Origin of the sequence: Phyllobacterium sp. CCNWLW109 (genome assembly GCF_037203905.1) — a bacterium.
Classification (GTDB): Bacteria; Pseudomonadota; Alphaproteobacteria; order Rhizobiales; family Rhizobiaceae; genus Phyllobacterium; species Phyllobacterium ifriqiyense.
Window position 1 is genome coordinate 629,045 of record NZ_JBBCBK010000004.1, and the last position, 20,949, is coordinate 649,993.

18 protein-coding genes are annotated in these 20,949 nt (G+C 54.1%); 14 read left to right on the plus strand and 4 right to left on the minus strand.

Annotation, left to right across the window (positions count from 1 at the left end; all coding sequences use genetic code 11):
- Positions 1-61: 61 nt before the first annotated feature.
- From nhaA to gltX, 6 genes are all read left to right on the plus strand, one after another.
- Positions 62-1,237: a Na+/H+ antiporter NhaA gene (nhaA, locus tag V9K92_RS18525; RefSeq protein ID WP_337354621.1), complete on the plus strand. Its 1,176-nt coding sequence runs from the start codon at positions 62-64 to the stop codon at positions 1,235-1,237.
- 60 nt (positions 1,238-1,297) lie between these two features.
- Entirely contained in the window at positions 1,298-1,732 is a 435-nt protein-coding gene (locus V9K92_RS18530) for a GFA family protein (protein WP_337354622.1), read from the plus strand.
- 97 nt (positions 1,733-1,829) lie between these two features.
- Positions 1,830-2,180 (plus strand): diacylglycerol kinase, encoded by a 351-nt coding sequence (locus V9K92_RS18535; protein WP_337354623.1) that lies wholly within the window; start codon positions 1,830-1,832, stop codon positions 2,178-2,180.
- A gap of 52 nt (positions 2,181-2,232) precedes the next feature.
- Complete coding sequence (locus V9K92_RS18540; protein ID WP_336439894.1) at positions 2,233-3,906, plus strand: NAD+ synthase; 1,674 nt, start codon at positions 2,233-2,235, stop codon at positions 3,904-3,906.
- Between the two features lie 361 nt (positions 3,907-4,267).
- Positions 4,268-6,082 (plus strand): ABC transporter ATP-binding protein, encoded by a 1,815-nt coding sequence (locus V9K92_RS18545; protein ID WP_337354624.1) that lies wholly within the window; start codon positions 4,268-4,270, stop codon positions 6,080-6,082.
- A gap of 66 nt (positions 6,083-6,148) precedes the next feature.
- Positions 6,149-7,522 (plus strand): glutamate--tRNA ligase, encoded by a 1,374-nt coding sequence (gene gltX, locus V9K92_RS18550; RefSeq protein ID WP_115052751.1) that lies wholly within the window; start codon positions 6,149-6,151, stop codon positions 7,520-7,522.
- Here the strand turns inward: gltX and V9K92_RS18555 are convergent.
- The gene (locus V9K92_RS18555; RefSeq protein ID WP_337354625.1) at positions 7,440-8,489 is read right to left on the minus strand and encodes a DUF2865 domain-containing protein; all 1,050 of its coding nucleotides are present in this window, start codon (positions 8,487-8,489) and stop codon (positions 7,440-7,442) included. The genes gltX and V9K92_RS18555 overlap by 83 nt on opposite strands.
- Before the next feature lie 67 nt (positions 8,490-8,556).
- A complete protein-coding gene (locus V9K92_RS18560) occupies positions 8,557-10,854 on the minus strand; it encodes a phosphate acyltransferase (RefSeq protein WP_115052753.1) in 2,298 nt (765 codons plus the stop codon).
- 195 nt (positions 10,855-11,049) lie between these two features.
- Here V9K92_RS18560 and V9K92_RS18565 point away from each other — a divergent pair, with 195 nt between their 5' ends.
- The 3 genes from V9K92_RS18565 (at position 11,050) to V9K92_RS18575 (ending at position 14,300) form a co-directional block, all read left to right on the plus strand.
- Positions 11,050-11,871 carry a UDP-2,3-diacylglucosamine diphosphatase gene (locus V9K92_RS18565; protein WP_115053272.1) on the plus strand — a complete coding sequence of 274 codons (822 nt, stop codon included), beginning with the start codon at positions 11,050-11,052 and terminating at the stop codon, positions 11,869-11,871.
- Positions 11,861-12,934 carry a glycosyltransferase family 4 protein gene (locus V9K92_RS18570; protein WP_337354626.1) on the plus strand — a complete coding sequence of 358 codons (1,074 nt, stop codon included), beginning with the start codon at positions 11,861-11,863 and terminating at the stop codon, positions 12,932-12,934. The genes V9K92_RS18565 and V9K92_RS18570 overlap by 11 nt, the downstream gene beginning before the upstream one ends.
- A gap of 163 nt (positions 12,935-13,097) precedes the next feature.
- Positions 13,098-14,300 (plus strand): MFS transporter, encoded by a 1,203-nt coding sequence (locus V9K92_RS18575; RefSeq protein ID WP_337354627.1) that lies wholly within the window; start codon positions 13,098-13,100, stop codon positions 14,298-14,300.
- A gap of 10 nt (positions 14,301-14,310) precedes the next feature.
- Here the strand turns inward: V9K92_RS18575 and dgcA are convergent, their stop codons facing one another.
- Entirely contained in the window at positions 14,311-15,294 is a 984-nt protein-coding gene (dgcA, locus tag V9K92_RS18580) for an N-acetyl-D-Glu racemase DgcA (protein ID WP_337354628.1), read from the minus strand.
- Positions 15,295-15,353: 59 nt separating this feature from the next.
- On the opposite strand from dgcA, the gene V9K92_RS18585 reads away from it, so the two are divergent.
- The 4 genes from V9K92_RS18585 (at position 15,354) to V9K92_RS18600 (ending at position 19,139) form a co-directional block, all read left to right on the plus strand.
- On the plus strand, positions 15,354-16,529 hold the full coding sequence (locus V9K92_RS18585) for an ABC transporter permease (RefSeq protein WP_115052758.1): 1,176 nt from the start codon (positions 15,354-15,356) through the stop codon (positions 16,527-16,529).
- A 45-nt stretch (positions 16,530-16,574) separates the two neighbouring features.
- The gene (locus tag V9K92_RS18590) at positions 16,575-17,453 is read left to right on the plus strand and encodes an ABC transporter ATP-binding protein (protein WP_307285695.1); all 879 of its coding nucleotides are present in this window, start codon (positions 16,575-16,577) and stop codon (positions 17,451-17,453) included.
- Positions 17,454-17,500: 47 nt separating this feature from the next.
- Positions 17,501-18,493 carry an MlaD family protein gene (locus V9K92_RS18595; protein ID WP_115052760.1) on the plus strand — a complete coding sequence of 331 codons (993 nt, stop codon included), beginning with the start codon at positions 17,501-17,503 and terminating at the stop codon, positions 18,491-18,493.
- Positions 18,494-18,554: 61 nt separating this feature from the next.
- Positions 18,555-19,139, plus strand: a complete 585-nt coding sequence (locus V9K92_RS18600) for an ABC-type transport auxiliary lipoprotein family protein (protein WP_442958520.1) — start codon at positions 18,555-18,557, stop codon at positions 19,137-19,139.
- 203 nt (positions 19,140-19,342) lie between these two features.
- On the opposite strand, the gene V9K92_RS18605 is transcribed toward V9K92_RS18600, so the two are convergent.
- A complete protein-coding gene (locus V9K92_RS18605; protein WP_307285686.1) occupies positions 19,343-19,765 on the minus strand; it encodes a rhodanese-like domain-containing protein in 423 nt (140 codons plus the stop codon).
- A 66-nt stretch (positions 19,766-19,831) separates the two neighbouring features.
- Here V9K92_RS18605 and ftrA point away from each other — a divergent pair, with 66 nt between their 5' ends.
- Positions 19,832-20,854, plus strand: coding sequence for a transcriptional regulator FtrA (gene ftrA, locus V9K92_RS18610; protein WP_337354629.1), 1,023 nt, complete (start codon positions 19,832-19,834; stop codon positions 20,852-20,854).
- Positions 20,855-20,949 lie beyond the last annotated feature (95 nt).

Below are 20,949 nucleotides of genomic sequence, written 5' to 3' on the forward strand. Positions count from 1 at the left end.
TCATGTCATTACAAACCACTTTGGGGTGGAGTTTTCTTACTTCGAATACTATCAAAGCGGTATGAACACGAAAACGCCCCGCCGAGTCCGTCTGTCAGCATCCTTCCGTTCATTCATGGCAAGCGAGGCCGCTGGCGGCATCATTCTCATGGTGGTTGCTGCGCTGGCGTTGATCATCGCCAATTCTCCGCTCAGCCAGACATATTTTGATTTGCTTCATCGGTATGTTGGCGGATTAAGCGTCCTGCATTGGGTAAATGACGCGCTGATGGCAGTGTTTTTCCTGCTGGTCGGCCTTGAGATCAAACGTGAGATGATCAGCGGACAATTGTCAAACTGGTCGCGGCGAGCACTTCCCGGCTTTGCTGCAGTTGGCGGGATGGTCGTTCCAGCTGTGATTTTCGTTGCCTTCAATGAAGGCGATACCATCCGGGGCTGGGCTATACCATCGGCCACAGACATTGCTTTCTCGCTCGGCGTGCTTTCGCTGCTCGGGTCACGCGTTCCAATGTCGTTGAAAGTATTTCTGACGGCGCTTGCCATTATCGATGATCTGGGTGCGGTCATCATTATCGCGCTGTTCTATTCGCAAGGCTTGAACATACCGGCCCTCGCCGGTGTCGCCGTCGTTTTTGCACTCCTTATGGCGATAAATTTCATGGGCATGGTCAGGCTCTGGGCCTATGTCGTGCTTGGTGTAATTCTCTGGATACTGGTTTTCAAATCCGGCATTCATGCGACGATTGCAGGTGTGCTTCTTGCTTTGACTATCCCCATGAAAGGGGAAAAGGGCGAGGCGGATTCGCCGCTTCTCAAGCTTGAGCATGCCATCCAGCCATGGGTCGCTTTTGCAATTGTGCCGATATTCGGATTTGCCAACGCAGGTGTTTCGTTCAGCGGCGTCTCGCTCTCCAATCTGGCCGATCCGGTGCCGCTTGGTGTTGCAGCCGGCCTGTTTGTAGGCAAACAGCTTGGCGTGTTTTCCTTTGCATGGCTTGCCATCAAAATGCGGCTGGCTGAGCGTCCCGCCGGCGCAAATTGGATGCAAATGTATGGCGTCTCTACCCTTTGCGGCATTGGCTTTACGATGAGCCTGTTTATCGGGTTGCTCGCTTACGCCAATTCGCCCTTGCTCCAGGATGAAACGAAGCTCGGCGTTCTGCTTGGCTCTTTGCTGTCGGCTCTGCTTGGTGCGCTCCTGCTGGTGCTGTCGTCAAAACGATCAGCCAAGGCGTGAATGTAAAAGCAGGCGGGCTTGCGCACGGCTATTCTCCAGTCCTGCAAGGAGGACCATTTGATGACGGAATTGCATAAAGGCTCGTGCCTTTGCGGAAAAGTGCACTTTGAAACGCGCGGTCCCCTTCGTGGCATAGTCTACTGCCATTGCTCGCAATGCCGTAAACAGTCCGGCCATCATTACGCAGCGACGAACGTGCAGGATGACTGCATTAATATATCCGGAAAAGAAAATATCAGTTGGTATGCCGCCAGTGAGTTTGCCCGGCGCGGCTTCTGCAAACATTGCGGCTCTGTCCTGTTCTGGAAGCACAATGAGCTTGACTACATCTCAGTTATGGCTGGAGCCTTCGATAGTCCCACAAGTCTTGAGGGTGAAGTCCATATTTTCGTTGCTGACAAAGGCGATTACTACGAAATTGCCGATGGCCTGCCGCAGTACGAAAAAAGCAGCAGCGGTGTTGTAGTGGCCTGCCAAAGCATTGATGCGGGTTGACGAATCGCCACATTGCGCTTGTCACGTTATTCGGCGATCTGGAATATTTCCGCGATTCCGTTTAACTGAAATTCTCTAGAATATTCAGGGGCAGGGCATGCACCGGCTTGTTATGGCATTTATCAATTCTATGCGGGCACTCAAGCATCTTGCCGCGCATGAAAAGGCAGTGCAACAGGAACTCGTCCTGTTTTTCCTGTCCATTCCCATTGCCGCTTTTATAGCCCCCTCTGTACTCGTTTTCCTGCTTCTAACCGGCTCGTTGCTCTTCCTGATTATGGTTGAAGTTTTAAACACGGGCATTGAGGCGGCTTGTGATGCAGTTTCGCGCGATTTTCACAAGGAAATCCAGATCGCTAAAGATTGCGGTTCGCTCGCGGTGCTGATCTCGGTTATCCTTGTTGCCATCGTCTGGCTCTACTTGCTCTGGCACATATTTTTCCTGTGATACGCTTCATGGCAACATTGTTTTTCCATCAACGAAACGATATATGTTCATAATGAGCAAAAATCCTGACATCCTCCGTATCGCCATTGCCCAACTCAATCCGGTTCTGGGTGACATCAAGGGCAATCTTGCCAAAGCGCGCGAAGCCAGAGCCGATGCTGCGCGGCAGGGCGCTGATCTTGTGCTGTTCACGGAACTGTTCATTTCCGGCTACCCGCCAGAGGATCTGGTGCTGAAAAAGGCCTTTATCGCGGCTTGCGAGAAGGCAGTTCAGGATTTTGCCGAGGATACCGGTGATGGTGGTCCAGGTGTCATTATTGGTGTGCCGCTGCGGCGCGAAACAGGTCTGCACAATTCTGTCATGGTTCTGGATGGCGGCAAGGTTATTGCCGAGCGTTTCAAAGTTGATCTGCCAAACTATGGCGAATTCGACGAGAAGCGTGTGTTCCAGCCGGGGCCGATGCCGGGTCCCGTCAATTTCAGGGGCATCCGCATCGGCATACCGATTTGTGAAGATATATGGGGCGAGCTGGGCGTTTGCGAAACGCTGGCCGAAAGCGGCGCGGAAATACTTTGCGTGCCGAATGGCTCTCCCTACTATCGCGGTAAGGTCGATGTGCGCCATCAGGTGGCATTGCGTCAGGTCATTGAAACCGGACTGCCGCTGATTTTTGCGAACCAGCTTGGCGGGCAGGATGATTTGATTTTTGACGGCGCTTCATTTGCCTTCAATGCCGACAAGAATCTCGCGTTCCAAATGTCGCAATTTGAGGAACAGCTGATTGTCACCACATGGCGTCGTGGCAAAGATGGCTGGAGCTGTGGCGAAGGCCCGATGTCACGTATCCCGGAGGGGGAGGAGGCGAACTACCGCGCCTGCATGCTCGGCCTGCGCGATTACGTCAACAAGAATGGCTTCAAGGACGTGGTGCTGGGACTTTCCGGCGGTATCGATTCAGCGATCTGCGCCGCTCTGGCCGTTGATGCGCTGGGTGAAGAGCGGCTTCGCGCTGTTATGATGCCCTACACCTACACATCCAAGGATTCGCTGAAAGACGCCGAGGATTGCGCAAGATTGCTCGGTTGCCGCTATGACATAGTGCCGATCTTCAAGCCGGTGGAAGGTTTTCTCAGGGCGCTGGGGCCGACATTCGAAGGTACCAAGGAAGGAATTACTGAAGAAAATCTGCAAAGCCGCGCCCGCGGTACAATCTTGATGGCTATTTCCAATAAGTTTGGCTCCATGGTTGTGACGACCGGCAACAAGTCAGAAATGTCCGTCGGTTATGCCACGCTTTATGGCGATATGAATGGCGGCTATAATCCCATTAAAGATCTGTACAAAATGCAGGTCTATTCTATGTCCGAATGGCGCAACAAGAATGTGCCTGCCGGTGGTCTTGGCCCCTCAGGAGAAGTGATCCCCGTCAATATCATCAGCAAGGCGCCGTCGGCGGAGCTGCGCGAAAACCAGACGGACCAGGATTCTTTGCCGCCTTACCCGGTTCTCGATGACATCCTCGAATGCCTGGTCGAAAACGAGATGGGGGTGGATGAAATCGTTGCGCGCGGGCACGAGCGGGCCACGGTCGAGCGTATCGAGCATCTGCTCTACATTGCCGAATATAAGCGTCGCCAGTCGGCTCCGGGTGTGAAGGTCACGAAGAAAAATTTCGGTCGTGACCGCCGTTATCCGATCACCAACAGGTTCCGTGACAGGCAGTAAGCGAACTGTTGCAATCTGGCCGCACCAGCCAATCAAAGCCATTTGCCCAAAAAATAGGCGCTTGGCGACGCAAAGCGATTCATCTATAAGCCAATCTCCGGCAATTTCGACCGGGAGGTTTAAGAATGGCAGCTTTCATCATGTCCCCACGGGGCGGCGCCAGTTTCTGATATGTGACGGCGAAAAGCCTTCTGGCTTTTCTATTGGCTTCACAAGTCAAGAACTCATCGCCGACATTGGCCTTGTCCGTATTCGGTCAAGTCGCCAGACCACAATGCCGTACTGATTCACTTTCCTACTCGCGGCATCTTTCTTCTACAATTCCCTATTGAGGCCGGTGCTTATGTACCGGACAATTGTCATGGCTTTTTTTCGACTCGCCATCCGGGGCGGAGCTTTCCGCAGCGTTCTCGGATTCACCTGGAAACATTGGCAGGCACAACCTTTGCGCCTGTCGCTAACGCTTGTCGCAGTGTTGCTGTCGACATTGGCCGATGTGTTGACCCCGCTTTATTCGGGGCGGCTCGTTGACGCCATCGTCAAAGGCAGTCCGCAGGACGAACTGGCATGGAATGCTGCAATAGCAGCCTTTTCAACGCTCATTGCCCTGTCGTTCGGGGCGATTGTCTTGCGGCACATCATTTTCTTGACGGTGGTCAAGCTGACATTGAAAATGATGTCCGATATTGCTGCAAATGCCTTCTACCGTATTCAGCGTTTCTCGACCGACTGGCATGCCAATAGCTTTGCCGGCTCTACGGTTCGCAAGGTCACGCGGGGCATGTGGGCGCTTGATCTGTTGAACGATACGCTGTTGTTGGCGCTGTTTCCGTCCATCATCATGCTTATCGGCTCGACAGTGCTTATGGCCTGGTATTGGCCTGTCATGGGCATCATTGTCGGTCTTGGTTCACTGCTGTTCGTTGTTGTTACAGTGCTGATGTCACTTGGCTTTGTTGCTCCAATGGCAAGTCTTGCCAATCGTTGGGACACAAAGCTTGGCGGTGCATTGGCCGATGCGGTTAGCTGCAATATGGTTGTCAAAGGCTTTGGTGCTGAGGCGCGCGAAGATGCACGTCTTGCCAAGGTCGTGGCGAAGTGGCGTGACCGTACGGCGCGTACGTGGCGGCGCGGAACGATCAACGGCACAACACAGGGCTCGATGCTTCTTGTATTGAGAGCTTCAATGATTGGCTCCGCCTTGCTTCTGTGGTCCAAAGGCCATGCAAGTGCGGGTGACATTACCTTTGTGCTCACCTCGTTCTTCATCTTACAGGGCTATTTGCGCGAAGTTGGCATGGACATTCGCAATTTGCAGCGTTCTGTCAATGACATGGAAGAGCTGGTTGATATTCAGAGTCAACCACTCGGCATTGATGATCGACCCGGCGCAAAGCCGATACAGATCACCAATGGCAAGATCGAGTTCGACAATGTGACGTTCCATTATGGCGCGCACAGACTGCCGCTCTATGACCGGTTTTCGGTAACGATCCGGACGGGCGAGCGGGTTGGTCTGGTCGGGCATTCGGGCTCGGGCAAATCCACATTCGTCAAGCTGATCCAGCGTCTGCATGATGTGCAGTCCGGTCAGATCCGCATTGACGGTCAGGACATTGCCGATGTCAGACAGGCATCTTTACGCCAGCAAATTGCCATCGTGCAGCAGGAGCCGATCCTGTTTCACCGGACGCTGGCGGAAAACATTGCCTATGCAAGGCCGGGAGCAACGCAGGCCGAGGTGGAGGAAGCTGCGCGACAGGCAAGTGCGCATGAGTTCATCACCAATCTGCCGAAAGGCTACAGCACGCTCGTTGGCGAGCGCGGTGTGAAGCTTTCAGGTGGTGAGCGCCAGCGTGTTGCCATTGCCCGTGCTTTCCTCGCGGATGCACCGGTTCTTATTCTGGACGAGGCTACCTCCAGTCTCGATTCAGAATCGGAGATGCTGATCCAGCAGGCAATGGAACGGCTGATGCTTGGCCGGACGACATTGGTGATCGCTCACCGTCTGTCGACCGTGCGCTCTCTCGACCGGCTTCTGGTTTTCGACCATGGCCGCATCGCAGAAGAGGGTAACCATGAAGCGCTGATCGGGCTCAAGGGCGGTATCTATCGCGGTCTGTTCGAATTGCAGGCGATGGAACTGACCAAGGGCCTCATGCTTCAGGACAGCTAACAATATGGGCCGCGTGAAAACGCGGCCCATATTGCCATTCATCGCCGCATCCGATATGCCCCGATCATGACCCCAATCGTACGTTTTGCACCATCGCCTACGGGCTATATCCATATTGGCAATACACGCACTGCCTTGTTCAACTGGCTGTTTGCGCTGAAAAATGGCGGACAAATGGTCCTGCGTTTCGACGATACGGACGTCGAGCGCTCCAAGACCGAATATGTCGAAGCCATTGCCGAAGATGTCGAATGGCTGGGTATCAAACCTTTTCGCGTCGAATATCAGTCGAAGCGGTTTGCTGAATACGCGGCAGCAGCCGAAAGATTGAAGGCCGCTGGTCTTCTGTATCCCTGCTATGAAACTGCCGAAGAACTTGATTTGAAACGCAAGCTGCGGCTCGCGCGACGTCTGCCGCCAGTCTATGGCCGCGACGCGCTGAAGCTGTCGGACGAAGACAAAGCCAAGCTTGAGGCGGAAGGAAAGCGCCCGCATTGGCGTTTCCTTCTTCCGAATTTCAAGGACGACCCTTTCGCCCCGGTACGTACAGAAGTGCATTGGGACGATCTGGTGCGCGGACCGGAAACTGTCGATCTGGCATCTCTGTCAGATCCTGTGCTGATCCGTGAAGATGGTACCTATCTTTATACATTCACCTCTGTTGTCGACGATATCGACATGAACATCACGCATATTATTCGGGGCGATGATCATGTTACCAATAGCGGTGTGCAGATTTCCATTTTTGAGGCGATGGGCGCAAAGTCACCGCAGCTCGGCCATCACAATCTGCTGACGACTGCTACGGGCGAGGGCTTGTCTAAGCGTACTGGCGCTTTGTCGGTGGGCAGTCTGCGCCGCGCCGGCTATGAACCCATGGCGGTTGCGAGCCTTGCCGTGCTCACGGGCACTTCGGAAAATGTTGTCGCCATGCCCGATATGAATGCGTTGGCGGCGATATTTGATCCGGCTTCCACCTCGAAATCATCTTCCAAGTTTGATCCTGCCGACCTCGATGCGCTAAACCGGGCGCTGATCCACGCCATGCCCTTTAGCGATGCCAAAGACAGGCTTGCTGCGCTTGGTATTCAAGGTGATAATGCAGAGGCGTTCTGGCTGGCTGTGCGCAGCAATCTTACCTTCGTATCCGATGCCGCGCAGTGGTGGGCAATTGTCAAAAATGGCCCTTCGAGCGACGAACCTCTTGCCGACGAGGATCGTGAATTTGCACGCGCTGCCTTCGATGTTCTGCCATCCGAGCCTTGGAACCATGAGACTTGGAAATCATGGACCGATGCTGTGAAGGTACAGAGCGGGCGTAAAGGCAAAGGCTTGTTCATGCCTTTGCGTATTGCGCTTACGGGGCGATCTTCCGGTCCTGAGCTTGCGGATCTTTTGCCCCTCCTTGGTCGGGAAGGAACGTTGGCCCGACGACCCTGACCTTGCGGTTTGGATCGATTGGCTTGTCCACGCTCAACGGTTTGGGCAGGGGCGCTTCGTTGGGCGCCGCTGCGGGCTTGCCCAATTCAATGATGGATGATGGCTTTTCAACTGGCTTTGTTGGAAGGGTCGAAGGTTCAATCTTGGTCTGAACCGGCGGTTGTTCATTGGGCTTTACAGGTTCCGTCAATGCCGGATTTGCGGGCGGTGTCGCAGCGGGAAGCGGCTCCTGCTTTGTCACTGTTGGCTGTTGCGGATGCGCTGGCGCAATCGGCGGAGTTTGTGGTGCGGGCCGCGCGACTGGCGGCGAAGCTGGTTTTGGCGGTTGTTTCGCCAGTTCACGCGGATTGCCCATGGTCGAAAAATTGCCGGCTGTTTTCTGGCATGTGCATTGCGGCGTGGCATTAGCACCAGCCTTGCGAAATTTAAAAGCATTCGGCATATCCCGGTAAGCCTGACCACTCAGAGAAATCATGGCTTCCGGCCGCTCTTCGCCTGTTGGCTTGAAGAACAATTGCGCGCCGGGGCATTGTGCCTGGCATTGCGCCTGATCGCGCGCAAAATTCTCCGCTCCGGTTTCATAGGTCAGCGGAAAATAATAACCGTCACACGTGCGAACGCACATAGTCTGGTATTGACCGCCTTCGATGGGGACCGGGATTGATCCAGGCCCTACAGGTTGCGGTTCGCGGCCTCCATAAATCTCGTAGGATCCCGGCTCTTCCTCATCCAGCCGCGGCAGATCGCGATACTGATAATTGTTTACAGGGCAATTATTGGCATCCAGCGCTGCCTCGATACGATCCCGGCGCAGATTGAACTCGTAATCATCCAGCGTTGGATCACTGTTCAGCCTGTCGAGACGCTCTTGCATGCGCACGCATGTATCGCTTTGCGCATGGGAGAAACCAGTCGCAGCCAGTACAGCGCCAAATGCGGCAACGATGATAAAAGATGTCCGGAGCATGGATGGTCTCTTCTTGGAGTATAGGCGAAACCATCCATGTTGATGCGGCAGCAATAAGACGAAAGTTTTACTCAATCCGCTGTGAAGCTTCCACAACTGCCAGCGCCGTCATGTTGACAATACCGCGCGATGTCACTGAAGGCGTCAGAATATGCGCGGGCTTGGCAGCACCCAGCAGGATCGGGCCGACATGCAGGGCATCTGTTACCGACTTGACGACATTGAGCGTGATATTGGCTGCATCAAGATTGGGGAAAACCAAGAGATTTGCCTCGTCCGTCAAGCGGGAATGGGGCAGTACGCGCTCCCGCAGAATTTGTGAAAGCGCGCTATCGCCGTGCATTTCGCCGTCCTGCTCAAGTTCCGGAGCCTTTACGCGCAGGATTTCTGAAGCGTTGCGCATTTTTGCTGCGCTTTCAGAATCGCGTGAGCCAAAGTTCGAATGTGAGAGCAAGGCAGCTTTAGGCTCAATGCCAAAGCGTCGGATTTCGTTCGCAGCAAGGACGGTTTTTTCCGCGATCTCTTCCGCAGTCGGATCGATACTCACATAGGTGTCGGTAAGGAAGAGCACGCCGCGCTGTGAGATGAGCAGGCTGAGGGCGGAGAAATTACGGATGCCTTCTGACTTGCCGATAATGAGCTCGACATTGCGCAAGTGCCGCTCAAAGCGACCTTCAAGACCACAGATCATGGCATCGGCTTCGCCACGCACGATGGCAAGCGCTGCAATAACGGTGCCGCTGGCGCGAACCATTGTGCGAGCAACCTCCGGTGTCGTGCCGCGTCGCCCTGTCAGGCTAACGAGCAGATCAACATAGTCGCGATAGCGGGGATCGTCTTCCGGATCGATAATATCGAAATCCTGTCCAATCTTGATTTTCAAGCCGTAGCGTTGAAGGCGCGTTTCGATGACCTGGGGACGACCGATAAGTGTTGGAATGGCGATACCTTCTTCCAGCACCACCTGAGCTGCGCGCAATACGCGCTCATCCTCACCATCCGCATAGATGACGCGCTTCTTCTCGGCGGTTTTTGCCGCAGTGAAGATTGGCTTCATGATAAGGCCGGAGCGGAACACGAAGCGGTTTAGCCGGTCGAGATAAGCGTCGAAATCTTCAATGGGACGTTCAGCAACGCCAGTTTCCATCGCTGCCTTTGCCACCGCTGGCGCAATGCGCAGAATAAGACGCGGATCGAACGGCGAAGGAATCAGGTAGTTGGGGCCGAATGTCGGTGTTTCGCCAGAATAGGCGCGGGCTGCAACATCCGATGGCTCTTCACGGGCAAGGGCGGCGATGGCCTGAACTGCCGCCATTTTCATTTCTTCGTTGATCGCACTTGCGCCGCAGTCGAGCGCGCCACGGAAAATATAGGGGAAGCAAAGAACGTTGTTGACCTGATTTGGGAAGTCCGAACGGCCCGTGCAGATCATGGCATCAGCACGTGCTGCGCGGGCCACTTCGGGCATGATTTCCGGATTTGGATTGGCAAGCGCCATAATCAACGGATTGGGTGCCATCTGCTTGAGAAGTTCAGGTTTCAACACGCCCGCTGCCGACAGACCAAGAAACACATCAGCACCACCGATAACGTCGGCAAGAACGCGCGCATCGGTCTTTTGCACATAGACAGACTTCCAGCGGTCCATCAGCGTGTTACGGCCCTCATAGACCACACCATCCAGATCGCAGACCCAGATATTCTTGCGGTCCGCACCAAGCTTGACGAGAAGATTGAGGCAGGCAAGTGCTGCGGCACCGGCACCGGAAGCCACGATTTTGACCTTGGAAAGATCTTTGCCGGCAAGCTCCATGCCGTTGATGATCGCAGCGGCAACAATGATCGCCGTGCCGTGCTGATCGTCATGAAATACCGGAATATTCATCTTCTCACGAAGCTGCTCTTCAACTTCGAAACATTCCGGTGCTTTGATATCTTCGAGGTTTATGCCGCCGAAAGTGGGTTCCAAGGCAGCAACAACGTCAACAATCTTGTTGATTTCCTGCGCGTCAATCTCAATGTCGAATACGTCGATATTCGCAAATTTCTTGAACAGGACGGCCTTGCCCTCCATCACTGGTTTGGAGGCCAGCGGTCCGATATTGCCAAGGCCAAGCACGGCAGTGCCGTTTGAAATAACGGCAACCAGATTGGCGCGACTTGTGTAATCGGCAGCGGTAGACGGGTTGGCGTGAATGGCAAGGCAGGGCGCGGCAACGCCGGGAGAATAGGCAAGGGCAAGATCACGCTGGTTGCCAAGCGGCTTTGTCGCCTGAATTTCCAGCTTACCCGGCGTGGGAAAGCGGTGATAAAACAGCGCGCTTTCATCAAGTTCTGAATTGCCGGGCGTATTGTCCTGGGCCATGAATTGCTTCCTTCCGGAGTATCGGTCTGGGTCGTCGTCGGATATCTATCTTGAGGCATAAATGAACATAGATTTGATACAAGTCTTTATCGTTCAAATCTGCATTTTTCCTTGCCGTCATAAGACTGTGACATGAATCGGGTTTGTGTCGCGCAGAAGACGCGTTTGCGTCAGCGCGATACGGAGATCCGCATCATGGTCGAGGCCGAGCCTAAAAAGTTCCGCACGCTGTTTCTGTCCGATATCCATCTTGGCTCAAAAGGCGCTAAGGCTAGCTTTTTGCTGGACTTTTTGAAGCACCATGATGCCGAAACCATCTATCTCGTCGGTGATATTGTCGATGGTTGGCGTCTTCGCCGGTCATGGCACTGGCCGCAGGAACATAATGATATTGTGCAAAAGCTGCTACGCAAAAGCCGCAAAGGTGCGACAATTCATTATGTCGCCGGCAATCATGATGAATTTCTGCGTGACTTCCAGGGCACGCATTTCGGCGGTATTGAAGTCACCGACCGCCTGATGCACGAAACGGCTGATGGCCGTAAGTTTCTGGTGATTCACGGCGACCAGTTCGATGTGGTTGTGCGCAATGCCCGCCACATCGCATATCTGGGTGACTGGGCCTATGATGCAGCGCTTGCTATCAATACCGTGATGAACAAGGTGCGCCGCCGTCTTGGTCTGCGCTATTGGTCCTTCTCCGCATGGGCAAAATTTCGCGTCAAGAAAGCAGTCAATTTCATTGGTTCGTTCCAGACAGTTGTTTCCGACGAGGCGCGGCGTATCGGTGCCGATGGTGTTATCTGTGGACACATTCACCATGCGACCATCGAACAGATAGACGGTATCGAATATATCAACACGGGCGACTGGGTGGAAAGCTGTACGGCTATCGTGGAACATTTTGACGGAAGGATGGAACTTCTATCCTGGACACATCTCATCAGCGAGCATGCAGGCTTCGCGCCAGTGATCCAGATTGCCGATAAGCGACCAAAGGCGGCGAATGCAGCGTGACGAGATTAAACGGCTCGTCATTGTTTCGGATGCCTGGCATCCGCAGGTCAATGGTGTCGTGCGAACCCTGACGAAAGTACGCGAGCAGATGGAGGCGCGGGGCTTTGAGGTGACGATCATCTCCCCGGCCGACTATCATTCTGTGCCTTGCCCGACCTATCCGGAAATCCGGCTTGCGTTGACACTGCCATCGGCGGTCAAGGCACGGATTGAGGCCATACAACCGGCCTATGTCCATATCGCGACGGAAGGTCCGCTGGGCATGATGGCGCGCCGCACGTGCATCAAGAATAACTGGCGTTTTACCACAAGCTTTCATACCCGTTTTCCTGAATATCTGCGCAAGCGCTTGCCGGTCCCGCTGTCATGGTCCTATGGCTGGCTGCGGCGCTTCCACAATGCTGCCGAATCCTGCCTTGTACCAACGCAGTCAATTCATGATGAGCTGATTGTGCGAGGATTTGAAACCCTGAAGGTGTGGACGCGGGGCGTAGACCGGGAATTGTTCCGGCCGCAACCAGACGTTGATCTGCACTTGCAACGACCGGTTTTCATCTGTGTAGGGCGGGTCGCTATCGAGAAGAATCTCGAAGCTTTCCTTTCGCTGGATTTGCCGGGCACGAAGCTGATAGTCGGTAATGGTCCCGACCTCGAAAATCTGAAACGCAAATATCCAAAGGCCGTTTTTGCAGGCAAGCATGAAGGTGAGGCGCTGGCACGCTTCTATGCGGGGGCGGATGTCTTCGTCTTTCCAAGCCGGACCGACACGTTCGGGCTGGTGCTACTTGAGGCTATAGCCTCCGGTCTGCCGGTCGCGGCCTATCCTGTGCCGGGATCTAAGGATGTCATCAACGCAACCGGCGCTGGGGTTCTCTCCGAGGACTTGGGAGAGGCGGTTCTGGCTGCTCTTGCGATGGGCCGCGTCGACCCCGAAGCGACGTTGCAGGGATTCAGCTGGGAAGCCTGCGCCGATATTTTCGAAAGTATCCTGACAAGGATCGGCGTTTCGCGCGAAGTGCCCGGTCATACGGTCAAATCTGGGCAGACTATTTCTGTGCGGTAGGGTACTCAACCTATACAATTCCAAAAAACGCAATGAATTATGCGCATGAGCCGACCGCTATTTCTATGAACCAGCTAAGTTTCATGATAATGGCCAAGCTCAAGGCAACGCATGGTTGTGATTCTGCCTGAACAGCTTCGTATTTTTCCGAAAGTCCCACCGAATGACAGCCGCCGTTGCGGATTTAAGCCAAGGGAAACCGTCTCGCTTTGAGTTGCGGATTGCGTTGACCTATTTCGCTATTTTCATGTCGAACGGGTTGCATCTGCCCTATTTTCCGCTCTGGCTTGAATATCGGTCGCTGACTCCGACAGAAATTTCCATCGTATTGTCGATGCCCCTTTTCGTCCGGGTCATCGCGGCACCTCTGGTTTCGATGCTGGCAGACCGCTCCAACGACCGGGCGCATATTCTGACCTTGTGCACTATATTGGCGGTAGCCGTCGCGGCGTTCTACTTCGTACCCTTCGGCTTTGTCGGTATTCTCGCTGTGTCGTTGCTGCTTTCGCCGCCATGGACTTCACAGGTACCCGTTGCAGATACGATTGCCCTTTCGGGCGTTCGCCGCTACGGCGCCGATTTTGCCAAGATGCGGGTTTGGGGCTCAATTTCTTTCCTGCTCACTTCGTTTGTGGCGGGCATCTTCATCCAGCGTTTGGGCGAGCACATTATCCCTTGGGCTTTGCTCGGCGCGCTGGTGCTGGCATGCGGCATGAGCTTTATCGTACCCAGAATCGGCAAACCACGCAGGCTTTCCCCACTTTCCGATGTCGATATAGCAAATGCGGGCAGGGCGCTACGCCGTCCGGCCTTTGTAACATTTCTCATCGCGACAGGCATCACACAGGCGAGTCACGCCTATGGCTACAGTTTCTCGGCGATTTACTGGAAGTCGATCGGCATAGAAGAAACCGTAATCGGGGCATTCTGGTCGATCTCTGTCGTTGCGGAAGTGATCATGTTCACCTGTTTCCGCCGCATATTCGGCAGTCTCCATCCCGCCAAGGTGCTGATGATCGGGTCTGCCGTGGCAATGTTCCGCTGGGCCGCCTTTCCTTTGATCGAACCCGCCGGACTTGGCGTTGCTGGTTTTCTGGTCGTGCAGTGCCTGCACTGCTTCTCATTTGCCCTGTCATTTCTCGGCATGCAAAAAATGATCGTCCTTACCATTCCCGAAGAGCGCGGCGGCACGGCGCAGGGGCTTTCAACCTTTTTCATCGGCACGTCATTGGCCATTGCCACGATGGCGTCAGGGCCGCTCTACTCGGCCACCGGCATTTACGGCTTTTACGCGATGGTGGCCCTTGCAGCTATCGGTCTGTTCCTCGCCGTTGTGTCTCTGAGGCTTGAGCAACGCGAGACCTAGAAAATTTGGTCTAGCCCCATAATTCCGATTTAGGCGGCGAAACCCGGCTTCCGTTAAATTCGAGTCCCGGCGTCCGGTCCTGCTTGAGGATCAAGGGACCGTCCAGATCGACAAAATCGGCATCTTGAGCCACGATAACAGCCGGAGCCATGGCCAGGGATGTGCCAACCATGCAACCGACCATGATCCCAAAGCCAAGTTCGCGGGCACGATTATGCATGCGCAGCGCTTCGGTTAGTCCGCCGGTCTTGTCCAGCTTGATATTGATGCTGTCATAGCGCCCCAGCAATTTGTGCAGATCATCCGTGCCGTGAGCGCTTTCGTCGGCACAAATGGGCACAGGGTGCGGAATTTCAGCGAGGATGGCATCATTTCCGGCGGGCAGTGGCTGCTCGATCAGCGCAATACCGGCCCGCGCGCAGGCAAGCATGTTTTCCAGAATATTGGCATTGGTCCAGCCTTCATTCGCGTCAATGATAATGCGGCTTGATGGCGCGGCTAGTGCTACGGCTCTTATCCGCTCTGCATCATTTTCGCCGCCAACCTTGACCTTGATCAAGGGTCTGTCGGCAAAGCCGCTCGCTGCCCTTGCCATTGTTGCAGCATCACCGAACGAAACAGTCACGGCGGTGGTCAAATCGTGCAATTCTGGCAGGCCCAGTAGAGAGGTCACGCTTGTGCCTTGGCGCTTGGCTTCGAGATCCCACAAGGCGCAATCTACGGCGTTGCGTGCCGCGCCTGCATGAATGAGCCCCGGCAGATCGTTGCGTGTCGCGCCCTTGCTCAAAGCATCGCGCAGACCTTCAATCTCGGCACAAACCGAGTCGATGCTCTCACCATATCGCGCATAGGGCACGCATTCACCGCGCCCGCTGTGCACGCCGTCACTTAACGAGCACACGACAATTGCGGCTTCAGTCTTGGAACCACGGGAGATCGTAAACGTTCCGGCAATGGGCCATCGTTCTACCGCTATATCCAAGCTAATTATCATAATCTGCGCCTTAATTGTTCCAGTGACATCGGTCGGGAGACTCGATATGTGTGTTGTTGATGTTGACCGATAGAGCAAACAATTCAAGTGCTTCTACTGCCGCGCCTCCGCATGTTGAGTTCAACAAGGACGGGGATCGCGCTACAGTTACACTTACAGGGGCATGGACCACACGCAATGTTCGCCGCGTGGACGAAACCATGCGCGATATCGAAGTTGATAACGGGTTTTCTAGCGCCGTTATTGATCTGTCCGGCGTGGAATTGCTGGATACTGCCGGAACCTGGCTGGTAGAGCGTCTGCGCACCGCGCTGGAAAAATCCGGCAAAACAGTTTCCATTGAAGGACAGTCCGAAAGCTGGGGTGCTCTGTTTGAGGCCGTTGGCGATATTGCGGCTGCTCCTCCGGAAGTCATTCATATTGACCGCCCGTCCTTGATAACGCGATTCTTTGAATCGATTGGTCGCATGGTCTATGCCTTTGGCGATGATTTCATCAAGGCGATGCACATTCTCGGCGCAACCGTTCGCGGCGCGCAGATGAAGGGCAGCAGCAGAAGCAGTATTCGCCCGGCGGCAATTATTCATCAAATAGACAGTATGGGCATCGGCGCGGTGCCGGTGGTTGTGCTTATGTCGACCATTATTGGTGCAATTATCGCGCAGCAGGGCGCTTTCCAGTTGCGCTACTTCGGTGCCGAAATATTCGTTGTCGATCTTGTTGGCATTTTGGTGCTGCGTGAAATCGGTGTGCTTTTGACGGCAATCATGATTGCAGGCCGCTCGGGTAGCGCGATCACCGCCGAAATCGGCTCAATGAAAATGCGCGAAGAAACCGATGCACTGACTGTTATTGGTCTCAATCCCGTCGGTGTTCTGGTTTTCCCGCGTCTCGTTGCATTGGTGATCTCGCTGCCATTGCTGACAATTATTGCGGATTTCGCGGCATTGGGCGGCGCCATGGTCATCACATGGGCCTATTCTGGAATTCCGCCGGATGCCTTTATCCAGCGTTTGCGCGATGCGGTCGATCTTTCCAGCTACCTTGCCGGTCTGATCAAAGCGCCTTTCATGGCCATGATCATCGGAGTGATGGCTTCGGTTGAAGGCATGAAGGTCGGTGGCAGCGCTGAATCTTTGGGACAACGGGTTACAGCATCTGTGGTCAAATCGATTTTCGTCGTCATTGTGGTCGATGGCATTTTCGCCATCTTCTACGCGTCCATCAATTTTTAAAACTGAAGCCCCAGGCAGAAGCCTGCTTAAAGTAGATCGAGGCGCATGAATCCGAAAGAAAGTAACCAGAGCACGCACACAAAGGCTGACGACGTCATCCTTTCTGTGAAAGATGTCAGTGTCTCCTTCGGTCGTTCGACTGTGCTCAACAATCTTGATCTTGATGTTTATCGCGGCGAAATCCTTGGTTTCGTCGGAGCGTCAGGAACGGGTAAGTCTGTTCTCATGCGGACGATTCTGGGCCTCAACCAGAAGCAAAAGGGCAAGATCAGCATTTTCGGTCACGATATTGACGAGGCGAGCGAGCAGGACAAACTCGCTGTCGATATGCGTATGGGGGTTCTTTTCCAGCATGGGGCGCTGTTTTCGTCCTTGACCGTGCTTGAAAACATTCAGGTGCCGATGCGTGAATATCTCGATATTCCTCAAAAGCTTATGGATGAGCTAGCTCGGCTCAAGATCGAACTCGTGGGACTCAAGCCCGATACCGCAGACAAGTTTCCATCGGAGCTTTCAGGCGGAATGATCAAGCGTGCGGCCTTGGCCCGCGCCCTGTCGCTTGATCCCGAAATCGTCTTCCTTGACGAGCCGACATCAGGCCTTGATCCTATTGGTGCCGCTGACTTCGACGAATTGATTGCGGATCTGCGCGATACGATGGGGCTTACCGTCTACATGGTCACCCATGACCTCGACAGTCTGTTCGCTGTATGTGACCGAATCGCTGTATTGGGCAATAAGAAGGTTCTGATCGAAGGAACCATTGAGGATATGTTGGCGTTTGACGATCCGTGGGTGAAAGAATATTTCCGTGGAAAGCGTGCTCGTCAAATTGTATCCAATGGCGATAACAGGCGGCGTTCGCCGCGTAGTGAAGCTGCGCCAACGCCAAATGTACCACCGCAGAACAGGCTAGTGGAGTGAATTTTATCAGACCACTAGCGGAACAACAGGGTCGAGCAGAGTAATTCATGGAAACAAAAGCCAATTATGTTCTGGTCGGTATTTTCACGCTTGCTGTCTGCATGCTGGCCTTCGGATTTGTTTACTGGATTGCGCGTTATGGTGACAAAACCGAGACTGCAACTTTGGAAATCCGTATTCTCGGCTCGGTAACAGGTTTGGCTGACGGCAGTCAGGTGCTGTTCAACGGTATCAAGGTTGGTACAATCCGGCGCTTGAAAATTGACGACAATAATCCTGATGCTGTGATTGCGCAGGCGGAAGTCGATGCAACAACACCTATTACGCGTTCCACCCAAGCCACGCTGGGCTTTGCTGGTCTGACCGGCCAGGCCTTTATCGAGTTGAAGGGCGGAAAGCTATATGAACCGATGCTGCTTGTGGAAGCGGCAAAGGAAGACTCCATTGCCCGCATTGATGCCGATCCGTCTGTCGTGAACAACCTTCTGCAAAAGGCCCAAACCATCCTTGAACGCGTCGATGGCGCGGTGGGATCGATTGAGAGCTTTATCACGGAAGTGAAGGGGCCTTTGGTCGATACGGTCAACAATACCAAGCAGTTTACCGATGCGCTTGCAAAGAATTCCGATGTCATCGAAAAGTTTAGCCGCAGTGCTGAAGATGTTCAGGCTGTCGTGGCTGAAGCACGGCAGATGATGGAAAAACTGAATAATGCGTCAACGCGTGTGGACGGCGTATTGGCCAAACTGGACAAACAGCTTTCCGACGAGGATGGCAGCGTTGTACGCGAAGCCCGTCAGACGCTGCAATCCTATCGTTCCGTAGCAGACAATCTGAATGCGAGACTTGGACCAATCACCGACAATCTCAACCGCTTTTCAGGGCAGGGATTGCGTGACGTGCAGTCTCTTGTCAATGAGAGCCGGCAGTCGGTTCAACGCATCGAGCGCGCTATTACAGATCTTGAGAAAAACCCGCAGCGGGTGATTTTCGGCGGTAGCGGCAATGTTCCTGAATATGACGGACGGACGCGCCGTTGACTTTGATGGATTCGCATCGCATGAAAGTTAATGAACTGTTACGCGTGGGATTGGTTAAGTGGTGAAATCGAAGACAGTAATTGCAGCGTTGGTTATCGCCTTGTCCTTGTCGGCCTGTGCCAGTTCCAAGAAGCTCGATACATTTGATCTTTCCAGCCCATCGCCGGAAGTCACCTCGTCAAGGAAGCAGGGCCGTCAGATATTGATCGCTGCCCCGTCCGCATTGAAAGCGCTCGACGGTGAAAATGTCGTTGTTCGTTCCGGTCCCAATTCAATTTCCTTTTTGAAAGGTGCGCAGTGGGCGGATCGTCTGCCCAATATTGTGCAGTCCCGCCTCGCACAGGCATTTGAAAGCACTGGACGGCTTGGCGGTGTTGGTCGTCCGGGCGATGGCCTTGCCATCGATTATCAGGTGATCAGCAATATTCGCACTTTCAACATTGATGCTTCCGGCAGTGAAACGGCCGTTGTTGAGATTGCCATAAAGATACTGAATGACAAGAATGGCACCGTGCGTGCGACAAAGGTCTTCCGTTCGACATCGCCCGTAAGGGGCGCAGGCAACGCATCCTATATTGCCGCGCTTGATAGCGCCTTCGACACTGCCACCAGCGATATCGTCACCTGGACCCTTTCGGTTATTTAGAGCGTAAGCTCAATACCGGCTATTTGGCATTCCATTCAATGCGTGGTTCGACGGGGCTCACCATGAGGAAGATTAGTGATCTGCAAAGCTAGCCTTTAATGTCGGTGATCTTGTTCATGCAACCCATGAACCCTCCTCATGGTGAGCTTGTCGAACCACGCAGTAAATTGGTGCCAGTTTCAGCAACTCGATGAGATGAGTGATCAAGCTGCTTGCTTAAAGCTGCCAGCTTCCGGTCCAGTTGCAAACGGCAATTCTTCGTCGGCCCAACCGGTTATTCCACCGATCATGATTTTCACAGGCCGCCCAAGACGCGCCAGCTTAAGCGCAGCCTGGTCTGCACCATTGCAATGGGGTCCGGCGCAATAGACGACAAAAATCGTATCCAGAGGCCATTCAGCCATGCGTTCGGCTGAAATATCTCGGTGGTTCAGGTGGATTGCAGTGGGAATATGGCGACGCTCATAGGCAGCGCTTGTTCCTACAACATGCAAAAGGGTGAAGTCGGGTCTATCCTTCAGCGCCTGTGCCACGTCGGCGCAGTCGGTTTCCAGCGATAGACGCCTGGAAAAATGATCAATGACCTGATCGGCTGGGGCCGGGGCAATCTCGGTTACGTAGCTCATTCTGTCTCTCCTCGTGTTGATGAGCAAGAAGTAGAACAGGTGATAAATTGCTGGTAGTTGGCAAGAATGCCATATATCGTCAATATCATGTCAAACGCTTCAAATCCGCCCCGTCTTGATAATCCGCTTGTGGTCGCCGTTGCTTATGACGGTCTTTGCACTTTCGAATTCGGTGTTGTGGTCGAGATGTTCGGGTTACCAAGGCCTGAAATGGGCGATGACTGGTATAAATTTGCTGTCGCCAGCATTGAAATGGGCGAGCTACGCGCCACAGGCGGCGTGCGCGTGCTTGCCGATGGCGGCCTTGACCTGTTCGAGCAGGCTGGAACGATTATCATGCCGGGCTGGCGCGGGGTTGAACATTCTGTCCCGGAGCCGTTGGTACAGGCTCTGCAAAAGGCCCATGCCAAGGGCGCGCGCATTCTTTCAATCTGCTCGGGCGTCTTTGTGCTTGCCGCCGCCGGCCTTTTATCGGGGCGGCGCGCTACGACCCATTGGCGCTACGCCGATCTGTTGACCGAGCGTTATCCGGACATAGAGTTTGCGCCGAATGTGCTTTATGTGGACGAGGGCAATATTCTGACCTCAGCTGGCAGTGCGGCGGGCATCGACCTTTGCCTGCACCTTATTCGCCGCGATTTTGGTACCGAGGCCGCCAATAAGGTTGCGCGGCGCCTTGTTGTGGCTCCCCACCGTGATGGCGGGCAGGCTCAATTTGTCGAACAGGCAGTCCCCACAGCCCATGAGGGAGTGAGGCTTTCTCCGCTGCTGGAAACGATGCGGAACAATATTCATAAGGATTTTTCGATTGCCAGCCTCTCTAAAGCTGCGGGTATGAGTACACGTACCTTCCTGCGCCGCTTTGAAGCTGCAACTGGCACGACGCCTGCCAAATGGCTATTATCCGAGCGGTTGGGTAAAGCACGCGATCTTTTGGAAAACTCTACGCTTTCTATTGAGACGATTGCCTTGCACACGGGTTTTGGCACTGCCGCTACGCTGCGGCATCACTTCCGCCAGCAATTGGCCACCACGCCCACAGCCTACAGGGATATGTTCGGGAAGGTGTCAGAGCTGGAAGGGGCTTGAGTGTTGTATCATCCAGATTAGCTGCATTTGACTTGTGCGTGGTTCGACGAGGCTCACCATGAGGAAGATTGCTATTTGCAGGGCGTTATATCCTG

Coding starts and splice junctions, on each gene's coding strand:
- nhaA (WP_337354621.1), top strand. CDS start 62: ATGAACACGAAAACGCCCCGCCGAGTCCGTCTGTCAGCATCCTTCCGT.
- V9K92_RS18530 (WP_337354622.1), top strand. CDS start 1,298: ATGACGGAATTGCATAAAGGCTCGTGCCTTTGCGGAAAAGTGCACTTT.
- V9K92_RS18535 (WP_337354623.1), top strand. CDS start 1,830: ATGCACCGGCTTGTTATGGCATTTATCAATTCTATGCGGGCACTCAAG.
- V9K92_RS18540 (WP_336439894.1), top strand. CDS start 2,233: ATGAGCAAAAATCCTGACATCCTCCGTATCGCCATTGCCCAACTCAAT.
- V9K92_RS18545 (WP_337354624.1), top strand. CDS start 4,268: ATGGCTTTTTTTCGACTCGCCATCCGGGGCGGAGCTTTCCGCAGCGTT.
- gltX (WP_115052751.1), top strand. CDS start 6,149: ATGACCCCAATCGTACGTTTTGCACCATCGCCTACGGGCTATATCCAT.
- V9K92_RS18555 (WP_337354625.1), bottom strand. CDS start 8,489: ATGCTCCGGACATCTTTTATCATCGTTGCCGCATTTGGCGCTGTACTG.
- V9K92_RS18560 (WP_115052753.1), bottom strand. CDS start 10,854: ATGGCCCAGGACAATACGCCCGGCAATTCAGAACTTGATGAAAGCGCG.
- V9K92_RS18565 (WP_115053272.1), top strand. CDS start 11,050: ATGGTCGAGGCCGAGCCTAAAAAGTTCCGCACGCTGTTTCTGTCCGAT.
- V9K92_RS18570 (WP_337354626.1), top strand. CDS start 11,861: ATGCAGCGTGACGAGATTAAACGGCTCGTCATTGTTTCGGATGCCTGG.
- V9K92_RS18575 (WP_337354627.1), top strand. CDS start 13,098: ATGACAGCCGCCGTTGCGGATTTAAGCCAAGGGAAACCGTCTCGCTTT.
- dgcA (WP_337354628.1), bottom strand. CDS start 15,294: ATGATAATTAGCTTGGATATAGCGGTAGAACGATGGCCCATTGCCGGA.
- V9K92_RS18585 (WP_115052758.1), top strand. CDS start 15,354: ATGTTGACCGATAGAGCAAACAATTCAAGTGCTTCTACTGCCGCGCCT.
- V9K92_RS18590 (WP_307285695.1), top strand. CDS start 16,575: ATGAATCCGAAAGAAAGTAACCAGAGCACGCACACAAAGGCTGACGAC.
- V9K92_RS18595 (WP_115052760.1), top strand. CDS start 17,501: ATGGAAACAAAAGCCAATTATGTTCTGGTCGGTATTTTCACGCTTGCT.
- V9K92_RS18605 (WP_307285686.1), bottom strand. CDS start 19,765: ATGAGCTACGTAACCGAGATTGCCCCGGCCCCAGCCGATCAGGTCATT.
- ftrA (WP_337354629.1), top strand. CDS start 19,832: ATGCCATATATCGTCAATATCATGTCAAACGCTTCAAATCCGCCCCGT.